Genomic DNA, 14910 nt, shown 5'->3' with positions numbered 1-14910 from the left:
GCCACCACAGCCTCCGCACCCACGCCATGCCCCATCCTCCCGCACCCACCCCGCCCCCGACGGCACCCGCCCCAAAATGAGCAGCCAAACTTCGGGCCCGGGCGTAGCTGGCTAGGACAGCGTGAGGAAGAGCTTCTCCAGTTCGTCGGGGGTGAGGTCGGCGTCGTCGCTGGTGAGGCAGTGGTGCATGGCCTGCGCGACGATGGCGTAGCCAGCCTTGTCGAGCGCCGACGACACCGCCGCCAGCTGCGTCACCACGTCGCGGCACTGCGCCCCTGACTCGAACGACTCGATCAGCGCGTTCAGCTGCCCGCGGGCGCGCTTGAGCCGGTTGAGGATCTTGCGCTGCGCCTGAGCCTCCTCGGGGGTGCGGGGTTTCATCCTGCCTCCTTCGCGGTCCAACATTGCCCAAGTATACCCCAGGGGGTATATTCGGTGGCATGGCAACCATCAACATCACCGGAGAGAACTTCGATTCCACCATCGCCCAAGGAATCGTGCTCGTCGACTTCTGGGCCTCCTGGTGCGGCCCCTGCCGCATGTTCGGACCCATCTTCGAAGCCGCCGCCGAACAACACCCCGACATCACCTTCGCCAAGCTTGACACCGAAGCCAACCAGCAATTCGCCGGCTCGCTGGGCATCATGAGCATCCCCACCATCATGGCCTTCCGCGACGGCATCCTGCTGTTCAACCAGCCCGGCGCGCTCCCCGCCGCCCAGCTCGACGAACTCATCAAACAGCTGCGCGAAGTAGACATGGAGAAAGTGCGCGCGGAAGTAGCCCGCCAGGAAACCCAGTCGAAGGAGGCCAAATAATGCGAGCCATCGTCGTGGGCGGCGTCGCCGGCGGTATGAGCGCCGCCGCGCGCCTGCGTCGCCTCCAAGAAGACGCCGACATCATCGTCCTCGAACGCGGCGGCGAAGTGTCCTTCGCCAACTGCGGCCTGCCCTACTTCGTCGGCGGCGAAATCACCGACCAAGCCAGCCTCCTCGTGCAGACCCCGGCGTCGCTGCGCGCCGCACTCAACCTCGACGTGCGCATCAACTCCGACGTCACCGCGCTCGATACCGCCACCCGCACCGTCACCGTCGCCAGCGCGGCAGGCACCTACGAGCTCACCTACGACGAGCTCATCCTCGCCCCCGGCGCCAGCGCGCTACGCCCGCCCATCCCCGGCATCGACTCCCCGCGCGTCAGCACGCTGCGCACCGTCCCCGACGCCCTCGAACTCGCCGCCCGCGTGCCCAAAGCTAGCCACGCCGTCGTGCTCGGCGCGGGCTTCATCGGCCTCGAAGCCGCCGAAGCCCTCAGCCACCGCGGGATCAAAACCAGCATCGTCGAGCTGGCCCCCCACGTGCTGCCGCCGCTGGAGAACGAGATGGCCGAACTCGTGCGTGCCGAGCTCGCCCGCCTCGGCATCGCCGTCCACGACGGCGTGGCCGCCACCGCCATCGAAACCGGCGAAGCCAGCGACACCGTCGTGCTCGCCGACGGCACCCGCCTGACTGCGGACATCATCGTGCTGAGCGTCGGTGTCCGTCCCGACACCGCCATCTGGGAGGCCGCCGGCGTGGCCTGCGAGCGCGGCGCCATCATCGTCGACGAACACGGCCGCACCAACGTCGAACACGTGTGGGCCGTCGGCGACGCCACCCTCAGCGTCGACGCCGTCACCGGCCAGCGCCGCCCCGTCGCGCTCGCCGGGCCCGCCAATCGCGCCGGCCGCCTCGTCGCCGACGCCATCTCCGGCAAGCTCGGCCACCGCGTGCCCAGCGCCGCAGGCACCGCCATCGTGCGCGTCGGCGAACTCACCGCCGCCCTCACCGGCGCCAACCGCCGCGCCCTCGACGACGCCGGGATCCCCCACCACACCATCCACCTGCACCCGCTCAACCACGCGGGCTACTTCCCCGGCGCCAGCCAGATCCACCTCCTCATGCACTTCGGCGCCGACGGCCAGGTGCTCGGCGCGCAGGCCGTGGGCCGCGACGGGGTGGACAAGCGGATCGACGTCATCGCCGTCGCCATCAAGGCCGGCCTCACGGTGCACGACCTCATCGACCTCGACCTCGCCTACTCCCCGCCCTACGGCTCCGCCAAGGACCCCGTGAACATGGCCGGCATGCTGGCCGCCAACGTCCTCGACGGCACCATGCCCGTCTGGCACGCCGCCGACCTCGACGACGTGCTCGCCAACAAGCTCATCCTCGACGTGCGCAGCCCCGCCGAGTACGCCACCGGCCACCTGCCCGGCGCGCTCAACATCGCGCACACCGAGCTGCGCGGCCGCCTCGACGAGGTGCGCGCCGCCGCGAACGGCCGCGCCATCGCGGTGCACTGCCAGTCGGGGATGCGCTCCTACCTGGCGCACCGCCAGCTCGTGGCCGCAGGCTTCGACAGCGCAAACCTCTCCGGCGGCATGCTCACCCTGCGCGCCGAGCTGGGCGCCCGCGCCGCCGAAGTGATCGTCAACTGAAACCCACCCAAGAGAAGGAAAAGAAAAATATGTGCCGCAAGGTGAATTGCAAGAAGTGCGGAAAGCCGACGTGGGCCGGGTGCGGCCAGCACGTTGAGCAGGCGCTGGCCGGCGTGCCCAAGGGGGAGCGCTGCCAGGGGCACGCCCAAGAGCCCGGCCAGGGCTTCTTCGGCAAGCTGTTCTCGCGCTGACCCGCGCTTCCCGGATCCGCCCGGGCCGTCGTCGCACCCCTGCGGCCGGCGGCCCGGGCGGACCTGCGTCTTCCCCGGGCAGGTGGGCGCGAAAAGTGTTTGAGCCGGTCAACCTCCCGGGCCGGCCAAGCGGTTTGAACAGGTGAAGGAGGTGTTGACGTGGACAAACTTGGATTCGACGAGTTCGTCACCCGCCGTGCGGGTGTGCTGTGGCAGTCTGCATGGTATCTCACGGGCGACCGCCACAAGGCCGAAGACCTGGTGCAGACGGCGCTCGCCCGAACCTACGGCCGCTACTCGAAGTGCGCCACCGACCGGGCATTCGAGGTCTACCTACGCACGACGATGTACCGCGTCTACTGCTCGTGGTGGCGCAGGAAATGGAACGCCGAACGCCCCACGGCCCAGCTGCCGGAAACCCACTGGCAGGACCAGAAACCAGACCTGGACCTGCGCCGAGCCTTGGCAGCGCTACCGAAGATGCAGCGCGCGGTGCTCGTGCTGCGCTATTTCGAGGATCGCACCATCGCCGAGACGGCGCAGCTGCTCGGGATCTCTGCGGGGAGTGTGAAGACCCACGCTTCGCGGGGCATCGCGAGCCTGCGCCTCTCGCTCAAGCTGGTTGAGGAGGAATGAAATGGACCGGCTGACAGATGCTTTTCACGACCAGGCCCCGCTGCCGCCCGACACCACAGGGTGGGCCGACGTGGCGCGCCGCCGGCGCACCATTCGCAACTCCGCCATGGCGGCTGCGCTCTTCGCCACCGTGCTGCTGATTCCAACCGGCCTGCTGCTATCCGGGTCGGACAGCGCGATCCCGGCGGCCCCGTCGTCGCCCGCCACCGCCCAGACGCCGTCGCCGAGCCACAGCGAAGCGGGGGGCGAACCCCCCGGCCCCGACGCATCGACCGCGACCGACCCGGCAAACGAGTCGAACCCCTGCACCGCACTGCCCGGCGGCAAAGGGGTGGCGTTCAACTGGGAGCCCGTCGAGCGTCTGCCCGACGGAGCGAACCGGGTGTGGCTGTGCCCGTCACCTGCCGCGCCAGAGCTGTCGCTGCTCCTCCCCGACCGGCCGCTCGACCACCCGGACAAGGTGAGTTCCGCCGTCGAGCTGTTCAACTCCCTCGGCGAATTCGAGGGCGAGTGGCCCTCGCCCGGATGCGACCGGGCAGAAGTCGGCCCCTACGTGGCGCTCTATGGCTACCCCGACGGACGGCTGATCCCCGTGCGCGGTGCGCTGGACTCCTGCGACCCAGTGATCACCGGGCAGGGCGACAACGTTCGGCTGCACAGCGACTGGGTGAACTCGAAGAACCGACCGGAGGGCGAAACAGAATACTACTTCTACGGGCTGCGCGGGCTCTGGCCGGCCGAGCAGCTGAGTTCTCCCGAAGGCTGCCCGGCGGCGACCGTCAACCCCGGCAAAGAGTTCCCGCTTGCCGACGCGGTGGAGGGCTGGCTGTGCCCGCTAGATCTCAAAGCCCAGCCTTTTGAGAAGCTGACGCCGCAGCAGCTGGAAAGCCTGCTGGCATCGGACAACGGCTACATCGGGGACGGCGGTCCGGAGCCCATTATTCGCATCGTCCTGCGCAACCGCGAGGGCCAAGTGGCCGACGCCTGGTTCGACGGGGAGGCCTTCCAATGGGCGGGGCCCCTGCCCGATGAGAACTCGGGCCCGACCATCTTCCCCTCGAAGAAGCTAGCTGAGCAACTCTCGGAGGCCGCCAAACGCATCCGCTGACCAGCCCCGGCCCACCGACGATGGCGCGAGTCCCCACCGACCCGCGCCATCGTCGCGGCGGGCGGGGCCTACCTGGGCTCCGGCGGTACGAGGATGGAGTCGCGGCGCAGCTGCGCCAGCTCGGTGCGCACGGCCGCCAACTGGCGTAGCACCTCGGCCATCGCTTCCTCAGATTCCGGGCCTGCGACGACGGCCTCCGACTGTGCGCGCTCCACCTCTTCGGCGTCGGCCTTGAGGGCTTCGCTGTGCATGTTCTGCATGGTGTCGACAATGACCGCGATGAACAGGTTGAGCATCGTGAACGCCGACACGAGCACGAACGGCACGAAGAAGAGCCACGCCCAGGGTGCGCCCTCCATCGTCGGGCGCACGACACCCATCGCCCACGACTCCAGTGTCATCACTTGGAAGAGTGTGAACAGCGACTTGCCGATGTCGCCGAAGAACTCCGGCTGCTGGGCGCCGAACATCACGGTGGACATCACGGCGGCAACATAGAACAGTAGACTGAGCAGCACGCCGATGGCCCCGATGCCGGGGATGGCACGCAGCAGGGCCTCGACGACGCGGCGCAGCTGCGGGAAGAACTTCACCAGCCTCAGCGCCCGCAGCACGCGCAGGGTGCGCAGCATCGACAACGGCCCGCTGCCCGGCACGAGCGCGACGGCGACGACGGCGAAGTCGAACACGTTCCAGCCGTCACGGAAGAAACGCAGCGGCCCGAACGCGACCATCTTCAGGGCGATCTCGATGATGAAGATCGCCAGCGCGGCGAGGTCCAGGGCATGCAACGTGGGGTAGAGGCCGGTGCCGGGACCCCAGGCGGTTTCGAGGCCGATGGTGGCGGCGTTCACGAAGATGACCGCCATCACGAAGTACTGCACGGGCGTCGAATCGACGAATGCGCCCAGCTTGGTGCGCCAAGTTTCGGTTGAAGTCACCCGCACAGTATGACGGTGCTCCGGCGCAGCGGCCACGACGTCCGCCGCCGCACCCCGCCCGAATTGGTCCGAACAATTGACGGTTTTGGGCCCCTTAGCCCGGGGGTACCGCTAGCCACGGTTTCGTGACGTGGTTGGATTGTCTCCATGAGTGCGCGAAAGATTGGCGTCACCGAGCTGGCTCTCCGTGACGCGCACCAGAGTTTGCTGGCAACCCGCATGGCCATGGAGGACATGGTTGATGCGTGTGAGGACATTGATAAGGCCGGTTACTGGTCTGTTGAGTGTTGGGGCGGTGCAACCTATGACTCCTGCATCCGCTTCCTGAACGAAGATCCTTGGGTGCGGCTGCGGACGTTCCGCGAGTTGATGCCGAACACCAAGCTGCAGATGCTGCTCCGTGGGCAGAATCTGCTCGGCTACCGGCACTACGAGGATTACGTCGTCGACAAGTTCGTGGAGAAGTCCGCCGAGAACGGCATGGACGTCTTCCGCGTGTTCGACGCCCTCAACGACCCCCGCAACATGGCCCGGGCGATGCAGGCCGTGCGCAACGCCGGCAAGCACGCGCAGGGCACGATTTGCTACACGATCTCCCCGGTGCATACCGTCGATGGTTATATCAAGCTCGCCGGGCAGCTGCTCGACATGGGTGCCGAGTCCATCGCGCTCAAGGACATGGCTGCCCTGCTCCAGCCGCAACCCGCCTACGACATCGTTAAGGGCATCAAGGACACCTACGGCGACGTGCAGATCAACGTGCACTGCCACTCCACGACGGGCGTCACGATGGTTTCACTGATGAAGGCCATCGAGGCGGGCGCAGACGTCGTCGACACCGCGATCTCGTCGATGTCGCTCGGCCCCGGCCACAACCCCACCGAGTCCCTGGTGGAGATGCTGGAAGGCACCGGCTACGAAGCCGACCTGGACATGGAGCGCCTCCTCAAGATTCGCGACCACTTCGCGAAGGTCCGCCCGAAGTACGCCGAGTTCGAGTCCGCCACCCTCGTGGACACCAACATCTTCAGCTCTCAGATCCCTGGCGGCATGCTCTCCAACATGGAGTCGCAACTGAAGGCTCAGGGGGCGGGAGACCGCATCGACGAAGTGATGGCCGAGGTGCCGAAGGTGAAGGCCGACGCCGGCCACCCGCCACTGGTGACCCCGTCGTCGCAGATCGTCGGCACTCAGGCCGTGTTCAACGTGCTCATGGGCCGCTACAAGGTGATGACCGGAGAGTTCGCCGACATCATGCTTGGCTACTACGGCGAGTGCCTGGGCGAGCGCAACCCTGAGGTCATCGAGCTGGCCAAGACCCAGGCCAAGAAGGATCAGATCACCTGCCGCCCGGCAGACCTGATGGCCCCGGAGTGGGATCAGCTTGTCGAGGAGGCCAAGAAGCTGGACGGCTTCGACGGCACCGATGAGGACGTGCTCACCCACGCCATGTTCCCGAACGTGGCCAGCAAGTTCCTGGCCACTCGCCACGAGGGGCCGAAGAGCGTGGCCAAGTCGCCGGAGCAGCTGGCCGCAGAACGCGCCAAGGCTGCGGGCCCTGCCCAGGGCATCACCGCCCCCGTCAAGTACAACGTCAAACTGGCCGGCCGCGAGCACAGCGTCACGGTCGAGCCGGCTTAAGGAGCAGCAGATGGTTCACGAACACACGATGGCCGAGCGCCTCGAACAGCTGAACGAGCGCCGCGCCAAGGTTGAAGCCGGCGGCGGCGAAGACAAGTTGGAGAAGCAGCGCGCCAAGGGCAAGCTGACCGCGCGCGACCGCATCGCGGCCCTCCTCGACGAGGGCTCCTTCCAGGAGACAGGGGCGTTCAGACGCAACCGCACCACCACCTTCGGCATGGACAAGGCTGACATGCCCGCCGACGGCGTGGTTACCGGCTCCGGGTCCGTTTTCGGCCGCCCGGTGCACGTCGCGAGCCAGGATTTCACCGTCATGGGCGGCTCGGCTGGCGAAGCTCACTCGATCAAGGTCACCGAGACCCTGAAGGCGTCGCTGCAAACCGGCACCCCGTTCATCTTCATCAACGACTCGGGCGGCGCCCGCGTCCAGGAGGGCATCGACTCCCTGTCCGGCTACGGCAAGGTGTTCTACGCCAACGTGCTGCTCTCCGGCGCTGTGCCGCAGATCTCGATCATCGCCGGCCCCTGCGCCGGTGGCGCGGCCTACTCCCCGGCGCTCACCGACTTCATCATCCAGACCCGCAAGGCCCACATGTTCATCACCGGGCCGGGCGTGATCAAGCAGGTCACCGGTGAAGAGGTCACGCAGGACGATCTGGGCGGCGCGGACGCGCATATGAGCCGTTCCGGCGTCGTACACTTCGTTGCCGACGACGACGAGCAGGCTATCCTGATCGCGCAGAAGCTGCTCAGCTTCCTGCCGCAGAACAATACCGAGGAGCCGCCGATCGTTGACCCCGACGACGTTGTGGAGATGAACCCGAAGCTGCGCGAGATCATCCCCGTGCAGGGCAACAAGGGTTACGACATCCGCGACGTCATCGCGGAGATCGTTGACCACCGCGACTTCCTTGAGGTGCAGGCCGGCTGGGCGATGAACATCGTCGTGGGCTTCGCGCGCATCAACGGCCGCACCATCGGCATCATCGCGAACCAGCCTTCGGTGATGTCGGGCGTGCTGGACATCGACTCCTCTGACAAGGGCTCGAAGTTCATCCGCTTCTGCAACGCCTTCAACATCCCGCTGCTTAACCTCGTTGACGTGCCGGGCTTCCTGCCGGGCGTGGCGCAGGAGCACGGCGGCATCATCCGCCACGGCGCGAAGATGCTCTACGCCTACTCCGCCGCCACCGTGCCGAAGATCACCGTGGTGCTGCGCAAGGCCTACGGCGGCGCCTACCTGGCGATGTGCTCGAAGGACCTCGGCGCCGACAAGGTGTTCGCCTGGCCCACTGCCGAGATCGCCGTGATGGGCGCGGAGGGTGCAGCCAACGTCGTGTTCCGTCGCGAGATCGACTCCGCCGAGGACAAGGAAGCGCGCCGGGCCGAGCTGGTGGAGGAGTACCGCGAGACGTTCTCGACGCCGTACATGGCAGCGTCGCGGGGTCTCGTCGACGACATCATTGACCCGGCCGACACCCGCCGCCAGGTCGCGTTGTCACTGGAACTGCTCATCGCCAAGCGCGAGGTGCGCCCCGCCAAGAAGCACGGCCTCGGCCCGGCCTGATCGGAGCCTGAGAATGAGCGACAAAGTGTCCGAGCGAGAGCTGCAGGAGCAGCTCGCTGCACTCACCGAGCGCGTGGCCTCGCTGGAGGCTCAGCTTGCTGCCCTGGACTCCCACAAGCAGATCCCCGAGCAGCACTTGGTGGCGATCGGTGCCGCTGTGGCCGCCTACTTCGGCCACAAGGCGAAGGTGCGCGCCGTTCGGTTCCGCCAGCAGTCCCGCTGGGCTGCCGCGAGCCGCGGGCGTGTCCACGACCGCAGCGTTCCCCACGTCCGTTGAGCGTAAAAGAGTAGAGAAACATGAAACTGAAAGTGACCGTCGACAAGACGGAATACGAAATCGAAGTAGAGGTCATGGAGGAGGAGCGCCAGGGTCTCGGCCCCGTCGTCATCGGCGTCAACGCCGGCTCCAACCCCATTCCCACCAAGGCTTCCATGCCGGCCGCCAGCGCGAGCGCGATCGTCGCCCCGCTGGCCGGCTCCGTGTCCCGCATCCTTGTTGAGGAAGGCCAGGATGTGGAGGCGGGCACCGTCGTGCTGGTTCTGGAGGCTATGAAGATGGAGACGGAGATCACCGCGCCGAAGTCGGGCAAGGTGGAGTCCATCCTCGTCAGCCCCGGCGAGGCGGTGCAGGGCGGTCAGCCGTTGATCGGGATGGCCGACTGATTCCCTTTTGATTGGCGCGACGGCGGCTCGGATTCCCGGGCCGCCGTCGGCCCGTTTGGGGCTTGGTGGAGACAGGAGACGGTTCGGTTGTCTCGCGCCTCGTCGACCTCTCTCGGGCGCGGGCGGGCGGTGGTGTTCGTGATGCCCAGTAGCATTGGGGCCGACGATTGGAGAAGCTTGTGAACAATGGCGAGGACGAGCCGACGCAGCCGCTCTACCTAGAGGAGCTGGCGGCCGAGATGCGCAAGCGGGCCGAGCAGGCCGATCCCGCTGACCACTCGGACCCGCTGCCGGCACCGGACCCGAAGCATCCCGTCGACCGGGCGGACGTGATCGGCGAAGGCGCGCGCAGCCTAGCCGCCTGGAGTGGCCGCTTCCTGCTGGTGGTGGCCGCCGTCGGCGTCACCGGCTACGGGTTGTCCTACCTGGGCGGCGCGATCATCCCGCTGCTGATGGCGCTCGTCATCTCGTCGGTGCTGTACCCGATCACCGCCGGACTCAAGCGGATCGGGCTACCCTACGGCGTCGGATCCGTCCTGGCGTTGTTGACGGGCGTGGCGGTGATCGGCGGTTTGGTGAGCTTGGTGGCCCCGAGCATCGTGAGCCAGTGGCAGACCCTGGCAACGCAGACGGCGCGCGGTCTGCAACAGGTACAGAAATGGGCCGCCGGCCCGCCGCTCAACCTGCACGACGACCAGCTGAACAACTACGTCCAGCAGGTGACCACCTGGCTGTCCGGGCACTCCGGCGACCTGGTCTCGTGGGTGGTGAGCATCGGCGGCAACGTGTCGGGCGCGCTGGTGACGCTCGCGATGACGCTGGTGATCGTGTTCTTCATGATGAAGGACGGGCACAAGTTCGTCGGCTGGGCCCGCACCATCGTCGGGCGGCGCGGCGGCTTCCATGTGGCGGAGCTGTTCACCCGCATCTGGAACACTCTCTCGGGCTACATCCGGGCGCAGGCGCTGGTGTCCCTGGTGGACGCGGTGTTCATCGGTCTGGGGCTGTGGCTGATGAAGGTGCCGCTGGCCTTTCCCATCGCGATCCTGACATTCATGGCCGGCTTCATCCCGATCATCGGTGCCGTGACCGCGGGCGCCGTCGCAGTGCTGGTGGCGCTGGTGACGGGCGGACCCATCCAGGCGCTGCTGGTGATCGGCCTGGTGATTCTGGTGCAGCAGCTGGAGGGCAACATCCTGCAGCCGGTGCTGCAGGCGAGGGTGATGAAGCTGCACCCGGTGATCATCATCCTCTCTGTGCTGCTTGGCGGCGGCTGGTTTGGTATCACGGGCGCGTTCCTGGCCGTGCCGGTTGCGGCGTCGATCGCGGTGGTGCTGCGCTACCTGGGCGACATGATCGACCTGCGCACAGGCGACCGGGTGGCGGCGGACATCGCCTGGGCCACCGACGACGGGGTGTACGTCGGCGGGCAGCAGGAGAAGAGCGCGAAGTTCTTCCAGGACCTGGTGCGGCGCCGGCTGCTGGCCAACCCGTTCGCGGGCGAGAAAGCGAAAGAGAAAGAGAAGGAGCCCGAGCAGCAGGATCAGGCCGAGGTGAAGCCGCAGGAGGCCCCTGGGGGCAGGCTTCGGCAGGTTATCCAGCGGTTCCGGCGTCGGCGTCCGGAGGAGTGATGCCCACCCGGCGGGCGCTGCTCTGTGTGGGGTTAGGGGTGTCGGCGGGCTGCGCGCCCGCCGCGCCGCGCCCTCCGCATCCTCCGGCGCAGGAGTCTGCATCGTCGAGCCCGCCCACGCCCGCTGCTAGCTCACTTGCCTCGGCCAGCCCAACCTCGCCACGGCCAAGCGGCGCGCCTGCTGCCTCGGCGTCGCCGACCAGCCCGGCAGGGCTGCCCAGCCGAGCGGACATCGTCGCGGAGTTCGGTGGGCGTGAGGCGGGCCAGTTCGGGATGGAACTGGCCGGGGTGGTGCTGCGCACCGCGTCGTCGAGCGTGTGCTTGACCTTCGACGCGTGCGGCGGCCAACGCGGCAGCCAACTCGACGAGGCGCTGATCGGCCACCTGGAGGCCGCCCACGTGCCCGCGACGCTGTTCCTCAACTCGCGCTTCATCGACGCGAACCCCGAGCGGGTGGCTGAGTTGGCCGAGCATCCGTTGTTCGAGTTGGCCAACCACGGCACTCGGCACGTGCCGCTCAGCGTCTCCGGGCGCTCCGCCTACGGCATCGCAGGCACCAGCGGCGTCGGCGAGATCTACGACGAGGTGGTCACCAACCAGCTGCGGCTCGCCCAACTGGTGGCGCGGCCGCTGCCGTTCTTCCGCTCGGGCACGGCCCACGTCGACGACGTGGCGGTGGCGGTGTGCGAACGGCTGGGGATTCGGGTGGTGAACTTCGACGTGAACGCCGACGGCGGTGCCACCTTCAGCCCCGGCCAAGTAGTGGCGGCCCTCAGTCGGGCCAAGGCCGGTTCCATCTGCATCGGGCACTGTAACCGGCCCGGCAGCGGCACGGCCCAGGGGGTGCGCGACGCGCTGCGTCGGCTGCTCGACCGGGGCACCACCTTCAGCACACTGAGCGCCGCGCTGTAGCCCCGGCTGCGCAAGCCACGCCGGCTGAGCCTTCGCGACGTGCTGGTCAAGCGAACTGTCTGCTCACCCTGGGGAGTCGCTCGGCCAGCCACCGTTGATGGGTGGGGAGAACAGCCATCAGATCGGCGAACGAGGACCAGGCCTGCTCCAGCCGAGTTGCGGTCTCGGAAACCACTTGCATAGTCTCTGGCACCGGTGCGCCCACCCGGTCCGCCAGCAGCTCAAAGCTTCGGGGTGTCACCTCCGCGAACCTTCTGGACCGGGATAGCTTCAGCCCGAGATCCTCGCTGAGCGGGTCGTCTCGGTACGGAGCGGTGCAGAGCAGATCGTAGGCCGGTGAGATGACGGGGTTGCGGGGGTTACGGTAGATGAGGGAAGTGTTCTTGAGGTGCATGTCCCCGTTTCCGACGGCGAAGGAGAAAAACAGCCGCCGGACAAACTCCAGATAGGAGGCGATATCCCTGTCGCGATAGATGAGCGCAGCCACCGTATCAAAGGTGCCCTTGTACTTATCGTCGGGATAAAAGCCACGCACCTGGGCCAGATCCTCGATGTGGATCCGACGCTGGCCTTCGCGATCGAATCGTCTGATCGCGTAGGCCCACTCCTGGCGAGCGGGCCAGACGCTGGGCGGCAGCTCCAGTTGGTCGCGGTGAATCAGTCTAATCTCGGGTATCTCGATCCCGCAGTCCCTGGCCATCAGCATGGTCGCGTACTCGTTTTCAGGCACGTGCGGGTGGGTGTCGTCGGGCAGCTTGACGATCCATTCGCCCTGGGTGTCGTGGGCTGGCAGGGTGAGGCGGTCTCCCTGCTGCAGCATTGAGAACTTCAGAGCCACTCCGGCGAGGCTGAACCGGATCGGTTGGGCGGTGGTTGATGAGCTGGTCGGCTCTGGCGACGGTGGCGCGGCGGTGGGTGCTCCGTCGCAGGGCGCCACCGTGACGGCGCCGGGCAGGCTACCGCCCAGATGCGCCAGCAGCTGCATCTCCCGTTGCTCATTCACCCCGGCGTCTCGGGCCACCCAGGCGCGCAGCTTCCCCTCCGGCAGGAGGTTGGAGAACCAGGGCGGCAGGCGAAGCGCCGACGAAACCCGCCCGGCTCTGTTGTGTTCGAAGCATAGCCCCAGCACAGGGTGGTTGTGTTCCTCCCAGTAGCCCTCGTCCCACTCCAGCCAGACGTGGTCGCCCTTCGCGAACAGCCGCGCGACCGTTCGCCCCGACAGCCCCACCTCGTATGCGTCAGCCATCGACCAGCCCATGGGATTCTTCTGGGATGGAAAACCCATCACCCTCGGACGGCTCCTCGTCGGCCAGGTCCAGGTTGTAGGCCTCCAGCGGGCGGGAGTCGTCGGAGCCTCTCGCCATCTTGTCGTCTAGCAGGCGCCGCAGGCTTTCGTCGAGGAGTTCCAGCCGCCTGTGCACCAGCTTATCGGGCGGCAGCTGTGGATCGATCAGGTTGGCCTCCAAGGCGGTATCAGCCCATGAGCCGAAGTCGCGCAGCACCTCGTCGGGCACGTCCGGCGCGATGAGGCGGTTGGCCAGGGAACCATACAACTCGTCTGTGAGCTGCGATCCGGGGAAGAGCCTCGGGCAGGCCTGGCTGGGGGTGGCGGCGTCCCCGATGGTCTCGGTCAGCAGGGAGGCCGAGACGGGGGTGCCGTCCGGGTTTTGCGGACGCATGGACCACAGTGCGCACAGCATGATTCTGGTCTCCGCGCTGGTGGCGTTGAACTTCCTCGGGTTGGGGTAGTGGAGCGGTAGGCCGCTCACCTTGTCGAGCAGCCGCTGCACGGAATCATCCTCCTGATGCTCCTGGACGCAGCCGCACAGCTCCCGGTTGGTTGACGTGGTGCTGCCCCGGGCCAGCGCGGGCCCGACCAGTAGGGTCCGCCAGTACCAGCGCTGCAGCAGGTCGAGATTTCGCGGGTGCGGTTTGGGGAAGAAGGCGAAGAATCGGGTGAGCACGATCAGGATGAAGCTGTTGGGCAGAAAGGAGAAGTGCGGCACATTGACGTGGTCGCGCAGGAAGGTGATCGCCCTGCGCAGCGCGTCGAAGGCCCCCTCGTGCGCGGCTTCCTTGGTCTCCTGAGCAAAATCGCCCAAGCTTTCTCGCTCGCCGTCGAACTCGATGTGGATGTCTCGAAACACGTCGGGTCCGCGTCGCGCGAGGAAGGAGTGCAGCAGCGTTGCTGGGTCTATCTCGCCCCACGCGAGTTCGTCGCGCAAGCGTTCCCGAATGGTTTGCAGGGTTTGCGCCTGCTTGGCTTTCTCGTCGGGGGCGTGCAGGCCCCAGAACGCTTCGGCCCGGGAGAGCCGCTTGCCCGCGTTGTTCATCCGGTCGTAGATCTCGCGCAGTACCTGGTCGTCCTGCGACGACACCTCGTAGACCGGGACGTTGTACTGGCGCAGGCGCTGCGTGGCCTCGTTGATCCTGTCTACGGAATCAACGTTCCGCGGGTGCTCCCCTACCCAGCGCAGCACCTTGGTCAGTTCGAACAGGTCCGGCAGCGGGATCGCATCATTCGTGTTCTCATCTGACTTGCGGCGCAGCCTCACCTTGAAGGGCTCCTTCCCCAGGTCATAGACCAGGGCGAAGTCGCCCTCCCGGCCGGCCGTGTCGTCGAAGACATTCAGGAAGCTGACGATCCGCTGTTGACCGTCCACCACGTACAGCGCGGTGGGCATCTCCGGGGCTTCGATGCGGACGTCGTGGAGTTGGACGGTACCGGCGGGCGCATTTTTCTGCCAGAGCAGCAAGCTCCCGATCGGGAAGCCGCGCAGCACGCTGTCGATCAGCTTTACCGCGTCCCTGGGCTGCCATCTGAATCCGCGCTGGAAGTGCGGCACGCGGACCTTTCCCTCGCGGACCAGTTTCACTAGGTCGGCCAGGGGGACAGTGCGGGCGGAGGGCTCCACCAGCAGGTCCGTGGGGGGACGCGTTCCCAGTGTCATGACAGTCCTTTCTCCGCACCAATAGTTTCGCACACGGCCGCCAGCTTTCGTCGACGTTCGGCGTCCGCTAGGCCACCATTCGGTGGCCAGCATTTCCCGATCAAAAAGCGGGCGGGCACACTCGCCAGGGGTGAGGCAGCATCATCGGGCCTGCCCGTGAATGAGAGAGGACGGGCATAGCGGGCATAGCT

15 protein-coding genes are annotated in these 14910 nt (G+C 67.1%); 11 read left to right on the top strand and 4 right to left on the bottom strand.

Annotation, left to right across the window (positions count from 1 at the left end):
* Nucleotides 1-111: 111 nt before the first annotated feature.
* Nucleotides 112-381, bottom strand: coding sequence for a metal-sensitive transcriptional regulator (locus EII42_RS05985; protein WP_125171205.1), 270 nt, complete (start codon nt 379-381; stop codon nt 112-114).
* Nucleotides 382-440: 59 nt separating this feature from the next.
* Here EII42_RS05985 and trxA point away from each other — a divergent pair, with 59 nt between their 5' ends.
* The 5 genes from trxA to EII42_RS05965 all read left to right on the top strand — a co-directional run bounded on the left by trxA (nt 441) and on the right by EII42_RS05965 (nt 4414).
* Nucleotides 441-818: a thioredoxin gene (gene trxA, locus EII42_RS05980; RefSeq protein ID WP_125171204.1), complete on the top strand. Its 378-nt coding sequence runs from the start codon at nt 441-443 to the stop codon at nt 816-818.
* Entirely contained in the window at nt 818-2479 is a 1662-nt protein-coding gene (locus EII42_RS05975; RefSeq protein ID WP_125171203.1) for an FAD-dependent oxidoreductase, read from the top strand. The genes trxA and EII42_RS05975 overlap by 1 nt, the downstream gene beginning before the upstream one ends.
* Before the next feature lie 41 nt (nt 2480-2520).
* On the top strand, nt 2521-2670 hold the full coding sequence (locus EII42_RS13275; protein ID WP_199729809.1) for a hypothetical protein: 150 nt from the start codon (nt 2521-2523) through the stop codon (nt 2668-2670).
* Nucleotides 2671-2829: 159 nt separating this feature from the next.
* Nucleotides 2830-3306, top strand: coding sequence for a SigE family RNA polymerase sigma factor (locus EII42_RS05970; RefSeq protein ID WP_125171202.1), 477 nt, complete (start codon nt 2830-2832; stop codon nt 3304-3306).
* A 1-nt stretch (nt 3307) separates the two neighbouring features.
* Entirely contained in the window at nt 3308-4414 is a 1107-nt protein-coding gene (locus EII42_RS05965) for a hypothetical protein (protein WP_125171201.1), read from the top strand.
* A 68-nt stretch (nt 4415-4482) separates the two neighbouring features.
* On the opposite strand, the gene EII42_RS05960 is transcribed toward EII42_RS05965, so the two are convergent.
* Nucleotides 4483-5355: an ion transporter gene (locus EII42_RS05960; protein ID WP_233558293.1), complete on the bottom strand. Its 873-nt coding sequence runs from the start codon at nt 5353-5355 to the stop codon at nt 4483-4485.
* 147 nt (nt 5356-5502) lie between these two features.
* Here EII42_RS05960 and EII42_RS05955 point away from each other — a divergent pair, with 147 nt between their 5' ends.
* From EII42_RS05955 to EII42_RS05930, 6 genes are all read left to right on the top strand, one after another.
* Nucleotides 5503-6996 (top strand): methylmalonyl-CoA carboxytransferase subunit 5S, encoded by a 1494-nt coding sequence (locus tag EII42_RS05955; protein WP_125171200.1) that lies wholly within the window; start codon nt 5503-5505, stop codon nt 6994-6996.
* A gap of 10 nt (nt 6997-7006) precedes the next feature.
* On the top strand, nt 7007-8563 hold the full coding sequence (locus EII42_RS05950; RefSeq protein ID WP_125171199.1) for an acyl-CoA carboxylase subunit beta: 1557 nt from the start codon (nt 7007-7009) through the stop codon (nt 8561-8563).
* A 13-nt stretch (nt 8564-8576) separates the two neighbouring features.
* On the top strand, nt 8577-8840 hold the full coding sequence (locus EII42_RS05945; RefSeq protein ID WP_125171198.1) for a hypothetical protein: 264 nt from the start codon (nt 8577-8579) through the stop codon (nt 8838-8840).
* Between the two features lie 20 nt (nt 8841-8860).
* On the top strand, nt 8861-9226 hold the full coding sequence (locus EII42_RS05940; protein ID WP_125171197.1) for a biotin/lipoyl-containing protein: 366 nt from the start codon (nt 8861-8863) through the stop codon (nt 9224-9226).
* Between the two features lie 167 nt (nt 9227-9393).
* Entirely contained in the window at nt 9394-10857 is a 1464-nt protein-coding gene (locus tag EII42_RS05935; protein ID WP_125171196.1) for an AI-2E family transporter, read from the top strand.
* The gene (locus EII42_RS05930; RefSeq protein ID WP_125171195.1) at nt 10857-11768 is read left to right on the top strand and encodes a polysaccharide deacetylase family protein; all 912 of its coding nucleotides are present in this window, start codon (nt 10857-10859) and stop codon (nt 11766-11768) included. The genes EII42_RS05935 and EII42_RS05930 overlap by 1 nt, the downstream gene beginning before the upstream one ends.
* A gap of 46 nt (nt 11769-11814) precedes the next feature.
* On the opposite strand, the gene EII42_RS05925 is transcribed toward EII42_RS05930, so the two are convergent.
* On the bottom strand, nt 11815-13014 hold the full coding sequence (locus EII42_RS05925; protein ID WP_158676423.1) for a type II toxin-antitoxin system HipA family toxin: 1200 nt from the start codon (nt 13012-13014) through the stop codon (nt 11815-11817).
* Nucleotides 13007-14719 carry a DUF262 domain-containing protein gene (locus EII42_RS05920; RefSeq protein ID WP_158676422.1) on the bottom strand — a complete coding sequence of 571 codons (1713 nt, stop codon included), beginning with the start codon at nt 14717-14719 and terminating at the stop codon, nt 13007-13009. Before EII42_RS05920 ends, EII42_RS05925 begins: the two co-directional genes overlap by 8 nt.
* Nucleotides 14720-14910: the final 191 nt, after the last annotated feature.

The sequence above is a fragment of the Tessaracoccus sp. OH4464_COT-324 genome, from assembly GCF_003932855.1.
Lineage (GTDB): Bacteria > Actinomycetota > Actinomycetes > Propionibacteriales > Propionibacteriaceae > Arachnia.
The sequence above is the reverse complement of the archived record's forward strand: the minus strand, read 5'-3'. Positions and strand labels throughout refer to the sequence as shown.